The sequence below is a fragment of the Rathayibacter sp. VKM Ac-2926 genome (assembly GCF_022815565.1).
GTDB lineage: Bacteria > Actinomycetota > Actinomycetes > Actinomycetales > Microbacteriaceae > Rathayibacter > Rathayibacter festucae.
The window spans coordinates 67,062-83,953 of record NZ_JALGRS010000015.1; the positions used below are offsets into that span (position 1 = coordinate 67,062).

Here is a 16,892-nt window from a genome sequence, read left to right on the forward strand (position 1 = left end):
GACTCGCGATGAGCACGCGATTCCCTCGCTGACGTTGCAGAATGCCCCGCGGTAAGCAGAAGCTCGCCGACGAGCAGACAATTCGCCCCAGAACCGCACAGCGCTCCCTCGACGATGCGCAAGCCGAACTCCGCGAGGTCGTCGGCGACCTCCTCAACGAAGGCGAATCCATCCGCGAAGTCGCAGCCGCCGCCGAGATCTCCACCAACACCGTGCAGAAGTGGAAGCGTGCGGAGCAGGCGAGTGGGCTTCCTCGACATTGGTCAGACTTAGGCTGCTGCAGCAATTAGGTCGGAGAGCCCCTCGAAGCGAGAGTCGTCAGCCATGACTCGTTCGAAGTCCTTGCGCGCCATGCCCTTCTTCCCTGACGCCAGGTACGTCTTCCCCCGTTCGATCAGCGCCAGGTTCTTCAGCTCCGACGGCCGCGACCGCACGCGGAGCGCCTCCTTCAGGGCCTCAATTGCAGCGTCGTAGTAAGACAGCTCTCGTAACGCCGCTCCGCGCTGCATTAGAAGGTAGGTCGAGGGCTCATCCTCGTTCGTGAGCCCGTCCGTCAATTCAACGACATCTCTCCACCGCCCTTGCTCGGCGTAGAGCTCGGCAAGAGATACAGCCGCAAGTGTCGTGGGTTCCAGACCTTCGACAACTTCCGTCGCTCGCCCAAGATTCCCGGCGTCCTGCTCGATCTCGGCCAGGAGGAGCCCGATCGCGCTGCTATCCACGGGCATCACAGCCGCGATCCCAGTCGCGATGGGGAGGGTGATGGTCTGGTCGATCAGGTACTTCTTCGCCGGCTCGTCCGACTCCGGACGGTAGCCGGACGTAACCAGCCAGTCGAGCAGCGCCCTAGTGCGCGCTAGGTCGCCGTTCTTGGTGGAGTAGAACATCACTTCAGCGAGGCTGAGAACCCCAGCTGCAGTCGGAGTCTCAGCGGCGAGGCGCTGCAGCGACGCCGCGTCCCCGGTACCCGTCACGGTCTTGTGCAGCGCTTTCTCCCACGCCGGCGCGAACATGCCGGGCTTCGGCTTCGTCAGTGGAACAGGCGTCGCCGGGGCGCTAGCTCCTTGCGGCGTGCCCTTCGCCACTTTCGGCCTCCCTGCCGTCGCACTGTACGAGATGCCGCTACCCGGGATGCCAACAGTGCTAGTGACACCCCTCCGGCTGTTGACGCTCACTCGAGCGCCCTTGACCCCCGCGCTCAACCCGATGGACTTCGGCGATACCGACATCCGCACACCAGGCGCGATCTTGAACGACTTGCGCACGCGAAAACCCATGAGAATCCTCCTATTGGTGTTCGGAGACTAGTGGAGCGTCGGCTCGTGGCTCTACGCCTGATCGTTCCAGACCCCGTCGTGGGGCGCTGGCAGAACAGCGAACGCGACGAGACCACGCGGCATGGCACCAGCGGCGGCCAGAGCTACGACGACCATTGTGATGAGCGGGTAGATCAGGAGGGGGTGATGGCAGACCCGAGTTGACTTCGTACCGCCAGCCGGTTTGTCGCTCGCGGTGAGGCTAGCCTGCCTTCGTCCAGTTGGCGCAGGAAGTCGACTCGAAGATCTCGCCGTCCACTAGGGTCACCGTCGCTGGCCCCTGAACGATGTTGTTGTTCACGATCTCGGCGTCGCTCCCCGTGCCGCTCTTCCACGCGTAGTAGCAGCCGACAGGGTTCGCCCCGGTCGGACCCGTTGTTGTGTAAGTGCCGGCAGCAATACCCTGCCCGATGACGCGAGTTCCGTTCCCGAAGCTATTCGCGGCGGCGGTCTGCTCGGCTCCCGACACCTTGGACTCTCGCGCAGCGAGGGCGACCTCCCGCTCATCGAGCGTCTTCGTGCGGGCATCCGACTCAGCTTCCGCTGCCGTGGCTCTCTCGCTGGCTGTGACGGCGTCTGCCTGCGCGTCAGCTGCCTCGTCTCGGGCGGTTGCGATCGCCTCCGTCAGACCCTCATTGCGCAACCGGATCTCCTCCGCGTTACTCGAGAGTTCGTCTCGTTCTGCAACGACGGCTCGGTAGTCGGACTCGGACACGCCTGTCGGCTTTGCAGCGAAGCCAATCGCAAATCCGACGGCCAGCAGTAGCAGAGCCGCAGCTAGGAGGCGGGCGGACAACGGCGCTTTCGCTAGAGCCAGCCGGCCGTGGCTCAGCTGGCCTTCAGCACCTGACGCTCTCATGGTCGCGAGCCTACCCACAGCGGAAGCCAGTAGTCCTACCCTGGCCAATCACAGGACGCGCTTGACCCGATACCGGCCCCGTATCCTACCCAAGGCGCGACTCGGGCCTCTCCGAACTGACTCCTCCGCCTACTGGGCGATGGTGAAGACGCCATCGGCGCCACGGTCGGGGTGGTAGGACCAGGAGAACGAGACATCGCCCCACTCTTCCGTCTGACGGCCGTCGAGTGACGTCGTCTGATTGACGTGCGAGACGACCGATTGGGGAGCGTCCGTCTCCGTCAGTAAACACTCCAACTCGGAGTAATCCAGACCCGCGAAATCCTCTTCGCCTTCGCTATCGATGGTGAGCGTACGGTCCCCGTCAGACAGTGCTGCCCCCTCGGTGTTGGTCACGCACTCCTCAACAGCATTCGTCAGGGCAGAGGCGGACTGCGATCCAGTGGCACCGCCAACGAGCGAGACGGCGGCGACGATGCCGCCTACGAACAACCCGCCGAGTACAAACCCGCCTGCGGCGCCTATGAGCAGGGACGACATGCTCAAGCGCGTCTTCGGTTCGGTTCTCGGTACGGGCTGCGGCAGAGGGTTGTCGGTCACAAGCTCACAGTACCGATGTGGCCAAGGTGGCGGCGTTGCTCTTTGCCGCAGACGATCCGCCTCCGGTGCACAGGCTCAGAAAGAAGAGAAAGCTAGCGATGCGACCGTCCGAGATCTCGAACTTGATGATTGCTCGTGCTAGCAGCAGCGAGGATCTCGGCTGGAAAGTAGTCGTCACTTACCAGGACTGCCACACCTAGGTCTGCCTCACTCGCACCGAGCGAAACGTCGCTGGCGGGGACGCGTTGCGCGACGCCGCTGAATCGTTCCTCGCGTGGTCTCGCAGGCGCTATCTCTGCGGATCGTAACGACCTTCGCCGAGGTCGAGGTGGCTAGTGGCTCGGTCGCTGAGCAGGCCGACGTCGGCCGCGTCCGCGGCGCTTCGGCAGCCACGGTTGATCCGGCACGGTGGGGCGACGCTATGCGCCAGTCCGGCGTCACTGAGGGAAGCTCGCCTACTGTCGTCTGCAGAGACAGCGGGTTCCTCGGTCAGCGGTGCGCCGTCCGCCGTCGGCGGAGGTGCGGATGCGCTGGATGAGGCACGGCCGGAGCCAGCCGGCGTGCGGTGGGCGCCTCTCGTGGCTGCGCTCGCCGATCGTCCCGCTCGCGGTTCTGGCGTTCGCGGTCTACTCGATCTACTCGATCTCCCGAGCCGACCAGATGCTCACGGCGGGGTACGACCTCGGCATCTTCGACCAGGCGGTGCGGGCTTACTCGCAGTTCCGTCCGCCGCTCTCGCCGCTGAAGGGCGACGACTTCAACCTGCTCGGCGACCACTTCCATCCGATCCTCGTCGTTCTCGCTCCCCTGTACTGGATCTGGGACGACGGTCGCGTGCTTCTCGTGGCGCAGGCGGCACTCGTCGCAATCTCCTCCGTGTTCGTCTGGCGCTTCGCACGTCGCAGGGCGGGCACGGGGGCGAGCTGCCTGCTGGTGGTCGGGTATCTCCTCGGCTGGCCGCTGCAATGCCTCGCCGACTTCGATTTCCACGAGGTCGCGTTCGCGGTGCCGGTCCTCGCGTGGGCGGTCGATGCGATCGACGGCCAGAGGGACAGACAGCTCGCAGCGGCAGCGGTGATTCTTCTCCTGGTCCGGGAGGACATGGGGGCTGTGACGATGATTCTCGGTCTTCTGCGGGTTGCGAGGAGGTCTAGGGCACTTGGCGTGCTCCTCGCCGCTCTCGGGGCAGCGGTGTTCGCGGTCGTGGTGCTGGTTGTGATCCCGGCATTCAGCGGACGCGGATACGCGTACTGGGACTACGGAGACCTCGGGCCCGACTCGGCGAGCGTCGTGCACACTCTCCTTGTTCGGCCCTGGGTCGCGATCACGCTCTTCTTCACCCCGGTCGTGAAGACGTTCACTCTGCTGAATCTCTTCTCGCCGCTTCTCTTTCTTCCTCTCCTGTCCCCGATAACCCTGCTCGGTCTTCCGCTTCTGGCCGAGCGTTTTCTTTCTGATAGGTCCTCGCTCTGGACGAGTGAATTTCACTACAACGCCCCCGTCTGGGTCGTGCTGTTCCTGGCCGCTCTCGACGGCGGAGGGCGTCTTCTCGCCCGAACCGCTCGTTCCTCGCCGCATAGCGGAAGGGTGGCGCTAATCGCGGGAATAATTGTCTGTGTCCTGCCTGTAATAGGTACCTTTGTCGTCGGCGACCGGCAGGCCTACCCGCTGGGTCGAATCGCCGCCGGAGAGGTTTGGTCGATAAGTCAGCACATGATCGACCAGGCTTCGGCGGTCGCCCATGTACCTCCGTCGACATGCGTAGCGGCCGATGATCGTCTGGTCCCGCTTCTCACGCGAACGAATCGGGTGTCGCTTCCGGGTGTGCTTCAGCGACCCCCGGATTTCTATGTCCTGGATCTCGGTCAGGAGGAAGCCGGGTCGGTTCGCGGCCTGAAGATGGAGACGTCGGTCATCCGTGACGACGCGATTGCGGATGGCTACCGCATCATAGCGAGCTTTGGCACTGTTGAGGTCCTTGAGTCGCCGGACTACACCGGTCCGTCGAAAGATTGCGCGCGTTAATGCCGTTGCTTGAGTGGGCCCCGCGGGTGAGTCCGAGGGGCCCACTCAGTCGTTGCTGCGCTCAGGGACGAATGAGACCGGTGTTCCAGGTCTGAGTCGAGTTTCCATTCGGCTGATCCTTATGAATCAGTCTGACTGAGCATTCACCTCTGTTGCCGATGGCGAACACGTAGGAGTTCGTTCGTGCCGACGACGCGTTGAATTCGCCGCCGTCTCCGAACCAGTTGCCGTCAGCGCACCAGAGCTGGAAGTCATAGCGGCCGGCGTTTCCCGGTGTGAACGCGGCACGATAGCCTCCGTTTGACACTGTGGCACACAACGTGCCTCCGGCCGCCGTCACGCAGGACGACGTAGCGGCCGACGCGATCGGTGCCAAGAGCAGTGATCCCGCGGTAGCGGCAAGAACTGCGCAGACGAGAGACGGTTGCATTCTCAAGCGTTGCATCTTCGGGCCCTCCTATCCGACGTAGCCGGTTGTCCAGACCTGACCGGTCGCGAGTTTCTTGATCTGGACCTCGCACGGCCCCTGTCCGCCGACGGCGAAGACGTAGGTGTAGGTGTTCGTCGCCGTTGCGGTGAACGCACCTTCGCTGCCGAACCATTTCCCGTTGCTGCAGGCGAGGTTGAAATCCATCACCTCCGAAGGCCCGGAATTCTTGATGTATTTCGCTTGATACCCCCGCGGGTCGGTATTCACGAATACGAGATTGTCTTTTGCTGTCGTCGGATATCCCGGCGACCCCGCCTCTGCGGCAGGGGCGCACCCGATGGCGCATGCGCAGATGCAATCGATCGCGAGTATCGTCTTTGAGACTTTATTCATGATTGGCTCCGTGTCTTCTCTCGAGTGAGAGCTCGGTCGTCGGCGGACGTAACTCTCTTCTTCCGTGGCTCCGTTTGTTGCACTGGGGCGTCAACCGGTGGTCGTGCTCTCCTCGCAACGGGTCATCGCCTGTGCCGGCTTGTAGTGACCAATGCCAAGGCAGGGTTGTATGCCGGCGTTGTGCAAGTCAGGCGGTGACCTTGCTCGACGCCGATCACCGTCGACGAGGAGAGCGGCCGGGTTTCGGAACACAAAGCACAAGAATCGCGGCGCCGTTTTGCTCAGGCTCGGAATGCCGAAAACAGCCTGATCTGTCGAAGTCATGCGCCTCTCCCGGTTCAGTCATCAGATGACTCGGATTGCGGCGGTCTGATCAGGGTGGCAAAGGGCGCGATTGGGGTCAATGAAGTAATTGCGCCATTCGGGCGCAGAGCCGCCAAAGAGGAATGAGATGCGCCAATTAGCGCGGAAATTGACCCTTGGTTCTCGGGTTCGACGGTCCGGCGCCCTGTCTCGTGGCGGGAGACATCGCTGGCGCTGGCGTGTACTCCCCGCGGTGACTCGTGTCAGCCGCTCCTCGAGGTACGCCACCAGGTCTTCCAACGGCGGCGTCGGCGGTGGTCAGAGGTCCGCGCCACCCCCGTGATCGCTGCTCGCGGAGGCGCTCCGATGGCGAGATCTTCCTTGATCTCGCGGCTCGAACGCGCCGTGATGCTGCCGAAGGTACGGGCTGTCTCGAGGCGCTGTTCGAAAGCCTCATCGAGTGCGCTCAGTGCACGTAATTCAGCGCAGCGCCTCGCCGTGGAACTCGGCGCGGTACTCCGAGGGGCTGGTGCCGTTGATGGCGCGGAACTGGCGGGAGAAGTAGAAGGCGTCGGAGTAGCCGACGGCGCGGGCGATGTCGGCGATCGAGGCGTCGGTGGTGATCAGGAGCTCGCGGGCGCGAGCGCTGCGCAGGCGCTTGACGTACTCGACGGCGCTCATGCCGGCGGCCTTCTTGAAGAGGGCGGAGAAGTGCGAGGTGCTCATTCCGGCAAGGGTCGCGAGCTCGGTGATGCTGGTGGGGGAGTCGAGGTGCTCGCGCAGGTGGTCCTGGGCCATGCGGATCCGGTCGCCCGACTCGAGGGTGCCGCGAGTGCGGTCGGAGGCGAGCTGGGCCAGGAGGTTCCAGGCGGCGCCGCTCGCGGCGTAGAGGCTCGAATCGGTCTCGTCGCGCTCGAGGGCGGCGACGGCGTGCTCGATGAGGGTCTTCGCCGAGAAGGCGTCGCGCGCGGTGACGACGGGGGACGTCCGCTCGTGGACGACCGCCGAGATGAGGGCGGCGGCATCGGCGCCGGCGACGTGCAGCCACCAGATCGTCCACGGGTCGGCGAAGTCGGCCCAGTACCGGTGCGGGGTGCCCGCGGCGATGACGGCGACCTCGCCGGGGTCGACGCGGACGGTCGAGTCCGCGATCGAGACCCAGCCCCGGCCGGCGGTGCAGAGGATCACCACGGCCGCCCGCGTGCCCTCGGGGCGGCTGCGGCCGTGAGCGGCGGCGTGCGGGAAGTGTCCAGCATCGGTCACCAGCAGGCGCTCGGTGATCGGGGCCGCGAGCGCCTCGGCGACCCGCGGTTTCGGCAGGACATGCAGGCGCTGGCCGAGGAAGCCGTCGGGGATCAGCATGCCGACGAGTGTAGGTCAGGGCAGAGAATCGTCCAGCTAATGGCGTCCAACGCTTCATTGGTCGGCGCTGGGCGCGTGCCTAGGCTGGCGCCATGCTCACAGCGGAGTACCCCTCGTCCCCCTACCAGCCGGTGCCGCTCGCGGACCACCTCCCCGAGCGCCTCACCATCACCCTCTGGGACTTCTCCTGGTACGTGCGCACCGGACCGGGCGAGCCGTTCGAGGACCTCGACGCCGCGTTCGCCGGCGCGGTCGAGCGGGGGTACAACACGATCCGGATCTGCGCGATGCCGTTCCTGCTGTTCGAGTCCGGTCTCGACACCCGGGAGCTCCGGCTCGGACCGCTCGGCGGCTCCTACGCGCAGCGGGTGCGCTGGTACGACGTCGCCGAACCGACCGTGATCGATGGCCGCGCCCACCTCCTCGCGCTGTTCGCGGCGGCGAAGCGGCACGGGGTGTTCGTCATCGTCTCGTCCTGGGAGTACCAGCAGTCCTCCTCCTTCGCGCTCGAGCGCGACTGGTTCGACGCGCTGATGGCGGTGCCGCCGGAGGACCGCGCCGAGCGGCTCGCGGAGGCGCAGGCGGCGCTCGTCGGCTTCCTCGCGGAGCACGACCTCGACGATCGGATCGCCTTCGTCGAGCTGCACAACGAGGTGCAGGCGGGGCACCTCACCGAGGGGCTCGACTACGACCGCGCGGACCTCGACGCGGCGACGCTCGCCCTCACCCCGCGCCTCACCCGCGGCATCGACCGGTTCCACGAGCTGACCGACGGCGTCCCGTGCTCCGTCAACTACGCGCACGTGCCGGTCGGCGGGATGCGCGGGATCCCGTGGAACTCCGACGTACTCGTCCTGCACCCCTACATCTACGGCGTGCTGAACGAGTTCATCGCCGCCTTCGCGCTGCGCAGCCCGATCGAGGAGTTCGAGCAGGATCTCGCCGCCGAGGCCTTCCTGCTCGAGGGCGCCCCGCCCATCGCCGAGTGGACGCTCCCGGCCGAGGACCAGTGGAAGCTGACCGCGACGATCGTCGGCAAGGGCGAGATCTACGCGCACGACTGGGGCGACGCCGAGCGGATCGACCGCTGGCTGTACGAGCGCTACGGCGCGCACCACCTCGAGATGCGCTCGACGCTGAGGATGTGGATCGCCGTCGCCGCCGACCACGCCGCCCTGCGCGGGGTGCCGCTCGTCTTCGGCGAGGGCTGGGTCGGCTACACACCGCTCGAGGGCCGCTTCGAGGAGGGGACGATCGGCGCCGAGTACTGCCGGCTCGCGATGCGCGAGTCGCGGCGGGTCGGCGCCCGGGGATCGATCGTCTGCTCGAACGGCGCTCCCCAGCACCCGATGTGGGACGACGTCGCCCTGCAGCGCGAGTGCAACGAGATCTTCGCCGCGCCCGCGTAGGCGGACCGGCGACGGCACGACCAGCACGACCGCACGACCAGCACGACGGCACGACCGTACGACGGCACGACAGAAGGACCGGCACCACAGCACAGCACGGCCCCCCGGCATCACGGAGTCAAGGAGGACACCATGACCAACGAACAGCGATTCCCGAACCTCACCCGACGAGGCTTCCTGTACGGCGCGACCGCGCTCGGCAGCACCGCGCTCCTCACCGGCTGCATGGGCGGCGGCGGGGGTGGCGGCGGCGCGGGCGGCGGCGGGATCGTCCTGCAGTCCTCCCTCTCCGACCCGGCCCCGAAGGCGGCCCTCGAGGCGCTCGTGAAGAGCTACTCGAGCGGCTCCGTCACCCTGAACACCGTGGCGATCGAGCAGTTCCGCGCCCAGCTCTCCACCTACCTGACCTCGGGCAACCCGCCGGACGTGCTCACCTGGTACGCCGGCTCCGTCGCCCGCGACTACGCCGCGCAGGACCTGCTGCTCGACCTCTCCGACCTCTGGACCGGCGACGGGGCCGCGGCCGGCTACTCCGCCGCGCTCAAGGACCTCTCGACCGACGCGAGCGGGAAGCAGATCTTCCTGCCGACGAACTACTACTGGTGGGGCGTCTTCTACCGCAAGTCGGCCTTCGAGGAGTGGGGCGTGGAGGTGTCCACCACCTGGGACGAGTTCATGGCCCTCTGCGAGACGCTGCAGGGCCAGGGGATCGTGCCGCTCTCCAACGGCATCGGCTCCACGCCGTGGATGGCGTCCGGCTGGTTCGACATCCTCAACCTCCGCGTGAACGGCGCGGATTACCACAAGGAGCTCCTGGCCGGGAAGTCGTCGTTCGACTCCACCGAGGTCAAGAACGTCATGAAGTACTACGCCGACATCGTGCCGTTCATGGATCCGAACGCCCCCTCGTACGCCTGGCAGGACGCGGTCACGCCGCTGGTGCAGAAGAAGAACGCGATGTACCTCGTCGGGGCGTTCATCAGCCAGAACATGCCGGAGGGCGAGGGCGACGACCTCGACTTCTTCTCCGTCCCGCTGATCGACGCGAGCATCCCGACCGCGGAGGAGGCGCCGACCGACGGCTACTTCGCCAGCGCGAAGACCAAGGACGCGGACGCCACCAAGGCGTTCCTCTCCTACCTCGCCGGGGCCGAGAGCCAGTCCGCCTACATCGCGGCCTCGCAGTCGTCGAACCTGCCGACCTCGCCCGACGTCGACACCTCGGTGTTCTCGCCGCTGGTGCAGAAGGGCGTCGCGCTGCTGGCCGGCACCGAGCAGATCACCCAGTTCTTCAACCGCGACTCCTCCGACGACCTGCAGACCACGGCCGACGCGGCGCTCACCAAGTTCATCGCCCAGCCCGGCGAGGTCGACAGCATTCTGAAGGAGTGGCAGACGGCGGCCGACAAGGTCTTCAACCCGTGACCGGGACGACCCGGGCGGCCGCCGTGGAGCGGCCGCCCGCCCCTTCGCCGGGGACGCCGCCGGAGCCGACGGCCCGCCCGCTGGTCCGCTCGGGGAAGGGGCGCCGGATCACCCGGGTGCCCGCGGTGGTCTGGCTCTTCCTGCTCATCCCGCTCGCGGTCGAGCTGGCCTGGGTCTTCTGGCCGGCGATCAACTCCTTCTACCTCTCGCTCACCCGGTGGAACGGGATCGGCGAGCCGGAGTTCATCGGCCTCGACAATTTCGTCGACCTCGGCTCGGATCCGATCTTCGCGACCGCGCTGGTCAACAACGTCATCTGGGTGGTCGGCTTCGGCGGTCTCTCCGTGGCGATCGGGCTGGCGCTCGCCGTCGCGCTGAACAAGCCGCGGCGCGGGGTCGGGATCTACCGCAGCGCGATCTACCTGCCGATGGTCTTCTCGCTCGCGGTGACCGGCCTGTTCTGGCGGGTGATCTACCAGCCGGACGGTGTCGTCAACAGCTTCCTCGGCGGGATCGGCCTGGGCGACCTCGAGCGGCAGTGGCTCGCGGACCCGACCCTCGCGCTCTACGCGGTGCTGGTCGCCGCGGTCTGGCGGCAGTGCGGCTACATCATGGTGCTCTACCTGGCCGGGCTGAAGGGCGTGGACCCGAGTCTCGAGGAGGCCGCCCAGGTCGACGGCGCCTCGCGGACGCAGCGCTTCTGGCGGATCGTGATGCCGCAGCTGAAGGGCGTGAACGGCGTGGTCTTCGCGGTCACCGTGATCGACTCGCTGCGCACCTTCGACATCGTCTGGGCGATGACCCGCGGCGGGCCGTACAACTCGACGCAGCTGCTCTCGACCTACATGTTCCAGGAGAGCTTCACCGTGCTGAACCTCGGCTACGGCTCGGCGATCGCGGTCGTCATCTTCCTGCTCGCGATCGTCTTCATCATCAGCTATCTCGTGCGCGCCACCAAGGAGGAGGACTGAGATGGCCGTCATCGCTCCGGTCGCGCCCGGTCTCGCCGCACCGACTCTCCCGCGCCGCCGGGTGAAGGGCTCGTGGATCTTCCACGCGATCATGGCGCCGGTCGCGCTGCTCTGGGTGCTGCCGATGCTGTTCGTGCTCTTCGTGGCCGTCCGCAGCTTCGACGACATCACCGGCAACGGGCTCGGCGCCCTGCCGGCGAGCTTCAGCTTCGACGGCTTCGTCACGGTGTTCACGGCCGGGCTGGTCGGCGAGGCGCTGGTGAACAGCCTGATCGTCACGGTCTTCACCGTGTTCCTGTCGCTGCTGCTCGCCTCCTGGGCGGCGTTCGCGCTCAGCCGGTTCCACATCCCGTTCCGCCGGGGGATCCTGCTGCTGATGCTGGCCGGCAACCTGCTGCCCCCGCAGATCCTGCTGATCCCGGTCTCGCGGATCACCGAGAGCCTCGGCATCTACGACACGCTCTTCGCGCTGATCGTGGTGCAGGTCGGCTTCGGGCTCGGCTTCTACACCTTCGTGCTGCACGGCTTCATGCGGTCGATCCCGGCCGAGATCTTCGAGGCGGCGCAGGTCGACGGCGCGGGGGTCCTCCGCACCTACTGGCGGATCCTGCTGCCGCTGTGCCGGCCGTCGCTCGCGGCGCTCGGCGCCCTCGCGACGACCTGGATCTGGAACGACTTGATCTGGGCGGTCACCGTGCTGCGGACGGAGACGAACTTCCCGATCACGGCGGCACTGCTCAACATCCAGGGCGGCTACGTGAGCCAGTGGAACGTGGTCGCCTCGGGGGCGGTGGTCGCGGCGATCCCGACCGCGATCGTGTTCTTCGCGTTCCAGAAGCAGTTCGTCTCGGGGCTGATGGTGGGCTCGAGCAAGTAGACGCAGGGCACGAGGAGAGGGCCGGCTGTTCGCAGCCGGCCCTCTCCTCATGTGCGCGGTGTGCGCGGCGCGTGACGCCCCCGCTCCGCTCAGTCGCGGTGGAAGAGCAGCAGTGCGGGCAGGCTCGTGGCGAAGTAGTCGGTGGAGCCGTCCTCGAGCGTCGCCTGCGGGGCGTCGAAGCGGGGACGTGCCTCGCCGAGCGTCGACGGCGGCGTCGCCGGCTCGAGGCTGAGCGCGGCGCGGGCGGCGTCCCAGGCCGCGAGGGTGCGTCCCTCGCCGCCCTCCCACGGCTGGAAGCGGCGCGACTCGAGGAGCGACAGCGCCTCCTGCGCGCGGCCCGCGGCGATCAGCAGACCGGCGTACTCGACGGTCAGGTCGTCGCGGGAGAGCGTGAGGTCGTGTTCGTCCTCGAGGCGCTCCAGGCGGTCGGCGGCGGAGTGGCCCAGGCGGTCGGCGAGCTGGTCGAGCTCGTAGAGCAGGCGGGCGTCGCGCGGGGCGAGCTCGCGGGCGCGGAGGTAGTGCGCCCAGGCGGCGGCGTCGTCGGCCTCGTCGTTGTAGGCGGCGAGGCCCGCGTTGCGGTGGGTCACGGCGTCGGCGCCGCCGTCCGCGATCGCGCGGCGCCAGTGCTCGGCGGCCTCGGCTCGGCGGCCGGCGTCGTAGAGGAGCATCCCGAGCAGCGACCGCGCGGTGCTGTCGGCGGGATCCGCCGCGACCGCGGCGGTCAGCGCGTCGTGCGCGTCGAGGCCGGCGGGGAAGGCGCGGGTGAGATCGAGCGCGCGGGTGTCGACGGTCTCGCCGAGCCGGGCCAGGAGGTACGCGGCGATCGGCGCGGCGTTGCCCGCTCCCGAGGTGCCGGCGTTCCCGCCGGCGACGGCGCGGAGCAGTCGGCGGGCCTCGCCGGTCTCACCGAACGAGGCGAGGTCGAGCGCGACGTCGATGCTCTCGTGCGCGTCGGCGGGGTCGGTGCCGGTGAGGGTGCGGGCGAGCTGGTCGAGCGGATCCAGGCGCAGGGTCTCGTGGAGGGACCGCTCGGCTTCGCCGACGCGGCCGAGCGCGCGGAGGCAGACCGCGCGCAGGGCACGGGCGCGGAGGTCGTCGGTGTCGAGGCGGAGGGAGGTGGCGAGGTCCTCCAGCGCCGCGGCGTGGTCGCCGGCGGCAGCGGAGAGTCTCGCGCTCTCGAACAGGGCGGCGTGCGCCCACTTCCCGTCCCAGGCGGCCTTGCCGAACGCGGCGGCGGCCTCGGTCGTGCGGCCGAGGCGGCACAGGATCAGCCCGCGCAGATAGAAGGCCTCGGTGTCGGCGGGGTTGCCGTTGCGGGCGGTGAGCCGCCGGATCGCGGCGTCGGCGTGCGCGAGGGCGTCGGCGTACTCGCCGCGGCGGTAGGCGTGGTCGGCGAGAGCGAGGTGCACGCGGGCGTCGCCGGGATCGCGGCGCAGCGCCTCCTCCCAGTAGGGCAGCGGCGAGCGGGTGGGGTGCCGGTACTGCGCGAGGTGGACGCCGACGAGGTACAGCTCGTCGACCGACGCGGTCTCGGCGGGCGGCAGCGGCTCCGTCGCGACCTCGGGCTCGGTGTCGTCGAACTCCGTCGGCACCTCGTAGGCGAGGATGGTCGAGCCCTGGGCGACGACGGTGACGCCGAGTCCCTCCGGGCCGGTGCGGGTGGTCGGCAGGTCGGCGAGCAGCGGCTGCCAGGGCTCGAGGTCGACGGTCCACTCGTGCAGGACGGCGCCGTCGGCCCGCAGGGTCACGGTCACGGCGGGGATGCGGCGCGTCGTCGCGACGCCCACGCGGAGGATCCCGGCCTCGACGTCGAGGTGCACCGCCGCGTCGCGGGTCGCCTGGTGCGCCACTCCGATGCCGCTGATCGGATACCAGTACTGCGAGAAGGTCTTGGTCTCGCCGGGCATCAGCCAGGAGAAGTCGGGCTGGTTGTCGGTGTAGACGCCGGCCATCAGCTCGACGTAGGGGCCGTCCGCGTCGGTGAGCTGCGCGTCCCAGGCGTGGCCGAACGGGGCGTCGCCCCAGGTCCACTGCTTCTTGCCGGGGGCGAAGCGGCGGTCGGCCCAGTGCACGAAGCCCGCTCCGGCGCGGTGGTCGTAGCCGCCGAAGAAGGAGTCGTCGGTGCGGACGACCATGTAGGAGGTGGGGACCGGGATGTTGCGGTACCAGTCGATCCGGTCGGCGGGCGGGCCGTCCGGCGTCGGTCCGTCGCCGCGCTCGGCCGCGAGGGCGGGGTAGTCGACGCCGTAGTAGGGGCGGTCGGCCGCCGGGAAGGCGGTGATCGCGCGGCGGGCGTGGTCGGCGACGTAGCGGACGTCGCGCGGGAAGAAGGACTGGTAGTCGTCGTGCACCTGTGCCGCGACGTTCGCCCACCAGAGGAAGGTGTGCCGCTCGCTGGTGCGGTTGTGCAGGCGCACGTCGAGCTCGACGAGGCTGGACCCGGGGCGCAGGCGCACGCCGTGCAGGCCCTTCATCCGGCTGAACGGGTCGTGGTCGCTGCACCAGACGACGACCGAGCCGTCGTCGGCGCGCTCGAGGCTCCAGGCGGTGGGCAGGTAGGTGCCGGGGCGGTGGTGCTGCGGCCAGTTGAACTCGACGCCGCCGCTGATCCACGGACCCGCGAGGCCGACCAGCGCCGGCTTGATGACGGTGTTGCGGTAGAAGAAGTCGTAGCCGGTGGTCTTGTCGTAGCCGGAGTAGATCCGGCCGCCGAGTTCGGGCAGGACGACGACCTGGACGAACTCGTTCTCGAGGACGACGACGCGCCACTCCTGGTCGACGGCCTCGGAGGCGATCCGGTCGATGAAGGGCAGCGGGTACACCCGCCCGCTCGAGCCCTGGTAGACGCGGCGGTCGAGGAACATCGGCAGCTGCACCGGCTCCTCGGGGGTGTAGGTCGGGAGGGTGATCGTCGTCTCCCAGACGGCTGCCGCGCCCTGCGCGAGGAGGTCGGCCGCCGCCGGCGGGGGCGCGATGAGCTGCGAGGCTTCTGCGATGACTGCCATGGGTCGAGGGTAGAGAGCGCGGCGCGCGTGGAGGAATGGGCGATCTGCCGCGTCACCTGGACGATTCGCGGGCGATCGATCCTCTTTCTGACTGCTCCACCAGGTATTCCATGCGGCGGCCTGAACGAACCTGCTCAGTCCGCATCGATTCCCCATCGGAACTCGGCGCGCTCGCCCGGCTCCAGCCAGCGGAGACCCTCGCCCGAGTTCAGGGCGTCGGGCGGGGCGGTCATCGGCTCGATCGCGATCGCGGGCGGGCGCCGGTCGCGGTCGATGTAGAGCTGCAGGCCGGTGAAGGACGCGTCGGCCCAGAGCGCGGTGCGGCCGTGGCCCGGGGCGCTGAGCTCGGCGCGGACCGTGCCGTCGGGGTCGCGATCGAGAGCGGTGAAGCTCGCGTGCCAGGGTGCGTCGCGCTCCGGGACGCCGGCGCGGAGATCGAAGGGCGTGCCCGCGACCGGGCGGCGCTCGCCGGTGGGCAGGTGGCGCTCGTCGAGGACGAGGCGCTCGCGGGCGGGGAGGCGGATCGTCGGCTCCGGCGCCTCGCCGGCGCGGAGATAGGGGTGGACGCCGAGCGCGACCGGGGCGCTCCTGCTCGACTCGTTGACGAGGACGTGGCGGGCGTCGATCCCGGCGGGGCGCAGCCGGTAGCGGACGCTGGTGACGAGGGTGAAGGGGTAGCCGGGCGGGGAGTCGAGGCGGGCGTGCAGGACGAGGCTGTCGGCGGTGCTCTCGCCGACGCGGTAGCGGGTCGTCGCGAGGAGGCCGTGGTTGGCCGAGTGCGTCGCCGGGTCGGTGATCGCCAGCTGCTGGACGGCGCCGTCGAGGAGCCAGCGGCCGTCGCGGACCCGGTTCGGCCAGGGGGCGAGCACCGCGCCCGCGGCGCCGGGCGGCTGGTCGCCGTCGTAGGGCTCGACGAGGGCGCGGCCGCGCACCGCGAGGGTCCGGATGCTCGCGGCGACGGGGTTGATCGAGGCGCGGACGGACCCGTCGGCGCTGACGAGCTCGATGTCCGGCACGGGTCGACCGGCTCAGCGGCTCGCCGGCGCGGGCCGACGGCGGAGGCGCGGAGGGAGAGTGCCCTCGGCTCGCAGGGGATCGACGCCGCTCATCGCCGACGCAGGATCGCCTCGAGCTCGGCAACGACGAGGTCTGGCCGGGAGAGGAAGGGGTGGTGGCCGGTCGGCAGGTCGATCGAGCGGGTGGCGCGCTCGGCGTGGAGGCGCTGGAGGCCGACCGAGGTGCTGCGGTCCTCGGTGCAGACCAGGTAGGAGGAGTCGACGCCCTGCCAGCCGGCCACGGTGGTCGGGGTGGTGAAGGCGGCGATCGACTGGGTGGTGACCCGTTCCCAGGCGGCGCGCTGGGTGCTCTCGTCGGCGTCCTGGAGGAAGCGGCGGCCGAACGAGGCGGCGTCGTAGCCGGTGACGCCGAGCGTGCCGTCGTCGCCGGGGGCGATCGAGACGGGGTCCGTCTCTCCGGCCATGATGTCGCCCTGCGCCGAGCCGATGTCGGGGAGGTAGGAGGAGATGTAGACGAGGTGGGCGACGGCGGCGTGCGCGCCGGCCTCGGCGATGACGGTGCCGCCGTAGGAGTGGCCGACGACGATCGCCTCGTCGTCCTCGATGTCGTCGAGTGCGGCGCGCAGGGCGGCGGCGTCCTCGACCAGGCCTGCACCCGCGCGGTTCGCCGCCGACTCGCCGCAGGAGGGCAGGGCGACGGCGCGGCTCGCGACACCGGTGCGCTCGAGGAGGAGCTCGGCGGTGCGGTGCCACCACCAGTCGCCGTCGCGGACCAGGGCGCCGTGCACGAAGAGCAGTTCCATGGCAGGAGTCTGCCCGCGATCCTCCGGCGGCGCCTCCCCGGAGGACCCGAGTCCGCTGACAGCGGAGCGCGGGGGCGACCCCTGGTCGGAGCGGGCGC

At 68.9% G+C, this 16,892-nt stretch carries 14 protein-coding genes; 6 read left to right on the forward strand and 8 right to left on the reverse strand.

What is annotated here, in order from left to right; genetic code table 11:
• The first annotated feature begins 41 nt into the window (after positions 1-41).
• On the forward strand, positions 42-290 hold the full coding sequence (locus MT351_RS17800) for a helix-turn-helix domain-containing protein (protein ID WP_123735115.1): 249 nt from the start codon (positions 42-44) through the stop codon (positions 288-290).
• On the opposite strand, the gene MT351_RS17805 is transcribed toward MT351_RS17800, so the two are convergent.
• The 3 genes from MT351_RS17805 to MT351_RS17815 all read right to left on the reverse strand — a co-directional run bounded on the left by MT351_RS17805 (position 270) and on the right by MT351_RS17815 (position 2,775).
• Entirely contained in the window at positions 270-1,265 is a 996-nt protein-coding gene (locus tag MT351_RS17805) for a DUF4236 domain-containing protein (protein WP_207901636.1), read from the reverse strand. The two genes, MT351_RS17800 and MT351_RS17805, sit on opposite strands and share 21 nt — an antisense overlap.
• A gap of 253 nt (positions 1,266-1,518) precedes the next feature.
• Positions 1,519-2,175: a hypothetical protein gene (locus MT351_RS17810; protein ID WP_132435946.1), complete on the reverse strand. Its 657-nt coding sequence runs from the start codon at positions 2,173-2,175 to the stop codon at positions 1,519-1,521.
• A 129-nt stretch (positions 2,176-2,304) separates the two neighbouring features.
• Positions 2,305-2,775 (reverse strand): hypothetical protein, encoded by a 471-nt coding sequence (locus tag MT351_RS17815; protein WP_132435945.1) that lies wholly within the window; start codon positions 2,773-2,775, stop codon positions 2,305-2,307.
• A 534-nt stretch (positions 2,776-3,309) separates the two neighbouring features.
• Here MT351_RS17815 and MT351_RS17820 point away from each other — a divergent pair.
• Complete coding sequence (locus MT351_RS17820) at positions 3,310-4,800, forward strand: DUF2079 domain-containing protein (RefSeq protein ID WP_165909026.1); 1,491 nt, start codon at positions 3,310-3,312, stop codon at positions 4,798-4,800.
• A 457-nt stretch (positions 4,801-5,257) separates the two neighbouring features.
• On the opposite strand, the gene MT351_RS17825 is transcribed toward MT351_RS17820, so the two are convergent.
• Both MT351_RS17825 and MT351_RS17830 read right to left on the reverse strand, forming a co-directional pair.
• Entirely contained in the window at positions 5,258-5,623 is a 366-nt protein-coding gene (locus MT351_RS17825) for a hypothetical protein (RefSeq protein ID WP_132435944.1), read from the reverse strand.
• Between the two features lie 783 nt (positions 5,624-6,406).
• Positions 6,407-7,288, reverse strand: a complete 882-nt coding sequence (locus tag MT351_RS17830) for an AraC family transcriptional regulator (RefSeq protein WP_243582853.1) — start codon at positions 7,286-7,288, stop codon at positions 6,407-6,409.
• Between the two features lie 92 nt (positions 7,289-7,380).
• Here MT351_RS17830 and MT351_RS17835 point away from each other — a divergent pair, with 92 nt between their 5' ends.
• From MT351_RS17835 to MT351_RS17850, 4 genes are all read left to right on the forward strand, one after another.
• On the forward strand, positions 7,381-8,697 hold the full coding sequence (locus MT351_RS17835) for a cellulase-like family protein (protein WP_243582854.1): 1,317 nt from the start codon (positions 7,381-7,383) through the stop codon (positions 8,695-8,697).
• Positions 8,698-8,829: 132 nt separating this feature from the next.
• Positions 8,830-10,122, forward strand: coding sequence for an ABC transporter substrate-binding protein (locus tag MT351_RS17840; protein ID WP_243582855.1), 1,293 nt, complete (start codon positions 8,830-8,832; stop codon positions 10,120-10,122).
• Complete coding sequence (locus tag MT351_RS17845) at positions 10,119-11,093, forward strand: carbohydrate ABC transporter permease (RefSeq protein WP_243582856.1); 975 nt, start codon at positions 10,119-10,121, stop codon at positions 11,091-11,093. The genes MT351_RS17840 and MT351_RS17845 overlap by 4 nt, the downstream gene beginning before the upstream one ends.
• A 1-nt stretch (position 11,094) precedes the next feature.
• Positions 11,095-11,970, forward strand: coding sequence for a carbohydrate ABC transporter permease (locus tag MT351_RS17850; protein ID WP_185019943.1), 876 nt, complete (start codon positions 11,095-11,097; stop codon positions 11,968-11,970).
• 89 nt (positions 11,971-12,059) lie between these two features.
• Here the strand turns inward: MT351_RS17850 and MT351_RS17855 are convergent, their stop codons facing one another.
• The 3 genes from MT351_RS17855 to MT351_RS17865 form a co-directional block, all read right to left on the reverse strand.
• Positions 12,060-14,975 carry a DUF5107 domain-containing protein gene (locus MT351_RS17855; RefSeq protein ID WP_243582857.1) on the reverse strand — a complete coding sequence of 972 codons (2,916 nt, stop codon included), beginning with the start codon at positions 14,973-14,975 and terminating at the stop codon, positions 12,060-12,062.
• Between the two features lie 134 nt (positions 14,976-15,109).
• On the reverse strand, positions 15,110-15,991 hold the full coding sequence (locus tag MT351_RS17860) for a galactose mutarotase (protein WP_243582858.1): 882 nt from the start codon (positions 15,989-15,991) through the stop codon (positions 15,110-15,112).
• Positions 15,992-16,080: 89 nt separating this feature from the next.
• Entirely contained in the window at positions 16,081-16,794 is a 714-nt protein-coding gene (locus MT351_RS17865; RefSeq protein WP_132435939.1) for an alpha/beta hydrolase, read from the reverse strand.
• Between the last annotated feature and the right edge of the window lie 98 nt (positions 16,795-16,892).

What these genes read in the sequence shown, in the direction of transcription:
- MT351_RS17865 (WP_132435939.1), bottom strand. Translation starts at nt 16,794, where the DNA reads ATGGAACTGCTCTTCGTGCACGGCGCCCTGGTCCGCGACGGCGACTGG.
- MT351_RS17855 (WP_243582857.1), bottom strand. Translation starts at nt 14,975, where the DNA reads ATGGCAGTCATCGCAGAAGCCTCGCAGCTCATCGCGCCCCCGCCGGCG.
- MT351_RS17850 (WP_185019943.1), top strand. Translation starts at nt 11,095, where the DNA reads ATGGCCGTCATCGCTCCGGTCGCGCCCGGTCTCGCCGCACCGACTCTC.
- MT351_RS17820 (WP_165909026.1), top strand. Translation starts at nt 3,310, where the DNA reads ATGAGGCACGGCCGGAGCCAGCCGGCGTGCGGTGGGCGCCTCTCGTGG.
- MT351_RS17825 (WP_132435944.1), bottom strand. Translation starts at nt 5,623, where the DNA reads ATGAATAAAGTCTCAAAGACGATACTCGCGATCGATTGCATCTGCGCA.
- MT351_RS17810 (WP_132435946.1), bottom strand. Translation starts at nt 2,175, where the DNA reads ATGAGAGCGTCAGGTGCTGAAGGCCAGCTGAGCCACGGCCGGCTGGCT.
- MT351_RS17800 (WP_123735115.1), top strand. Translation starts at nt 42, where the DNA reads ATGCCCCGCGGTAAGCAGAAGCTCGCCGACGAGCAGACAATTCGCCCC.
- MT351_RS17835 (WP_243582854.1), top strand. Translation starts at nt 7,381, where the DNA reads ATGCTCACAGCGGAGTACCCCTCGTCCCCCTACCAGCCGGTGCCGCTC.
- MT351_RS17840 (WP_243582855.1), top strand. Translation starts at nt 8,830, where the DNA reads ATGACCAACGAACAGCGATTCCCGAACCTCACCCGACGAGGCTTCCTG.
- MT351_RS17830 (WP_243582853.1), bottom strand. Translation starts at nt 7,288, where the DNA reads ATGCTGATCCCCGACGGCTTCCTCGGCCAGCGCCTGCATGTCCTGCCG.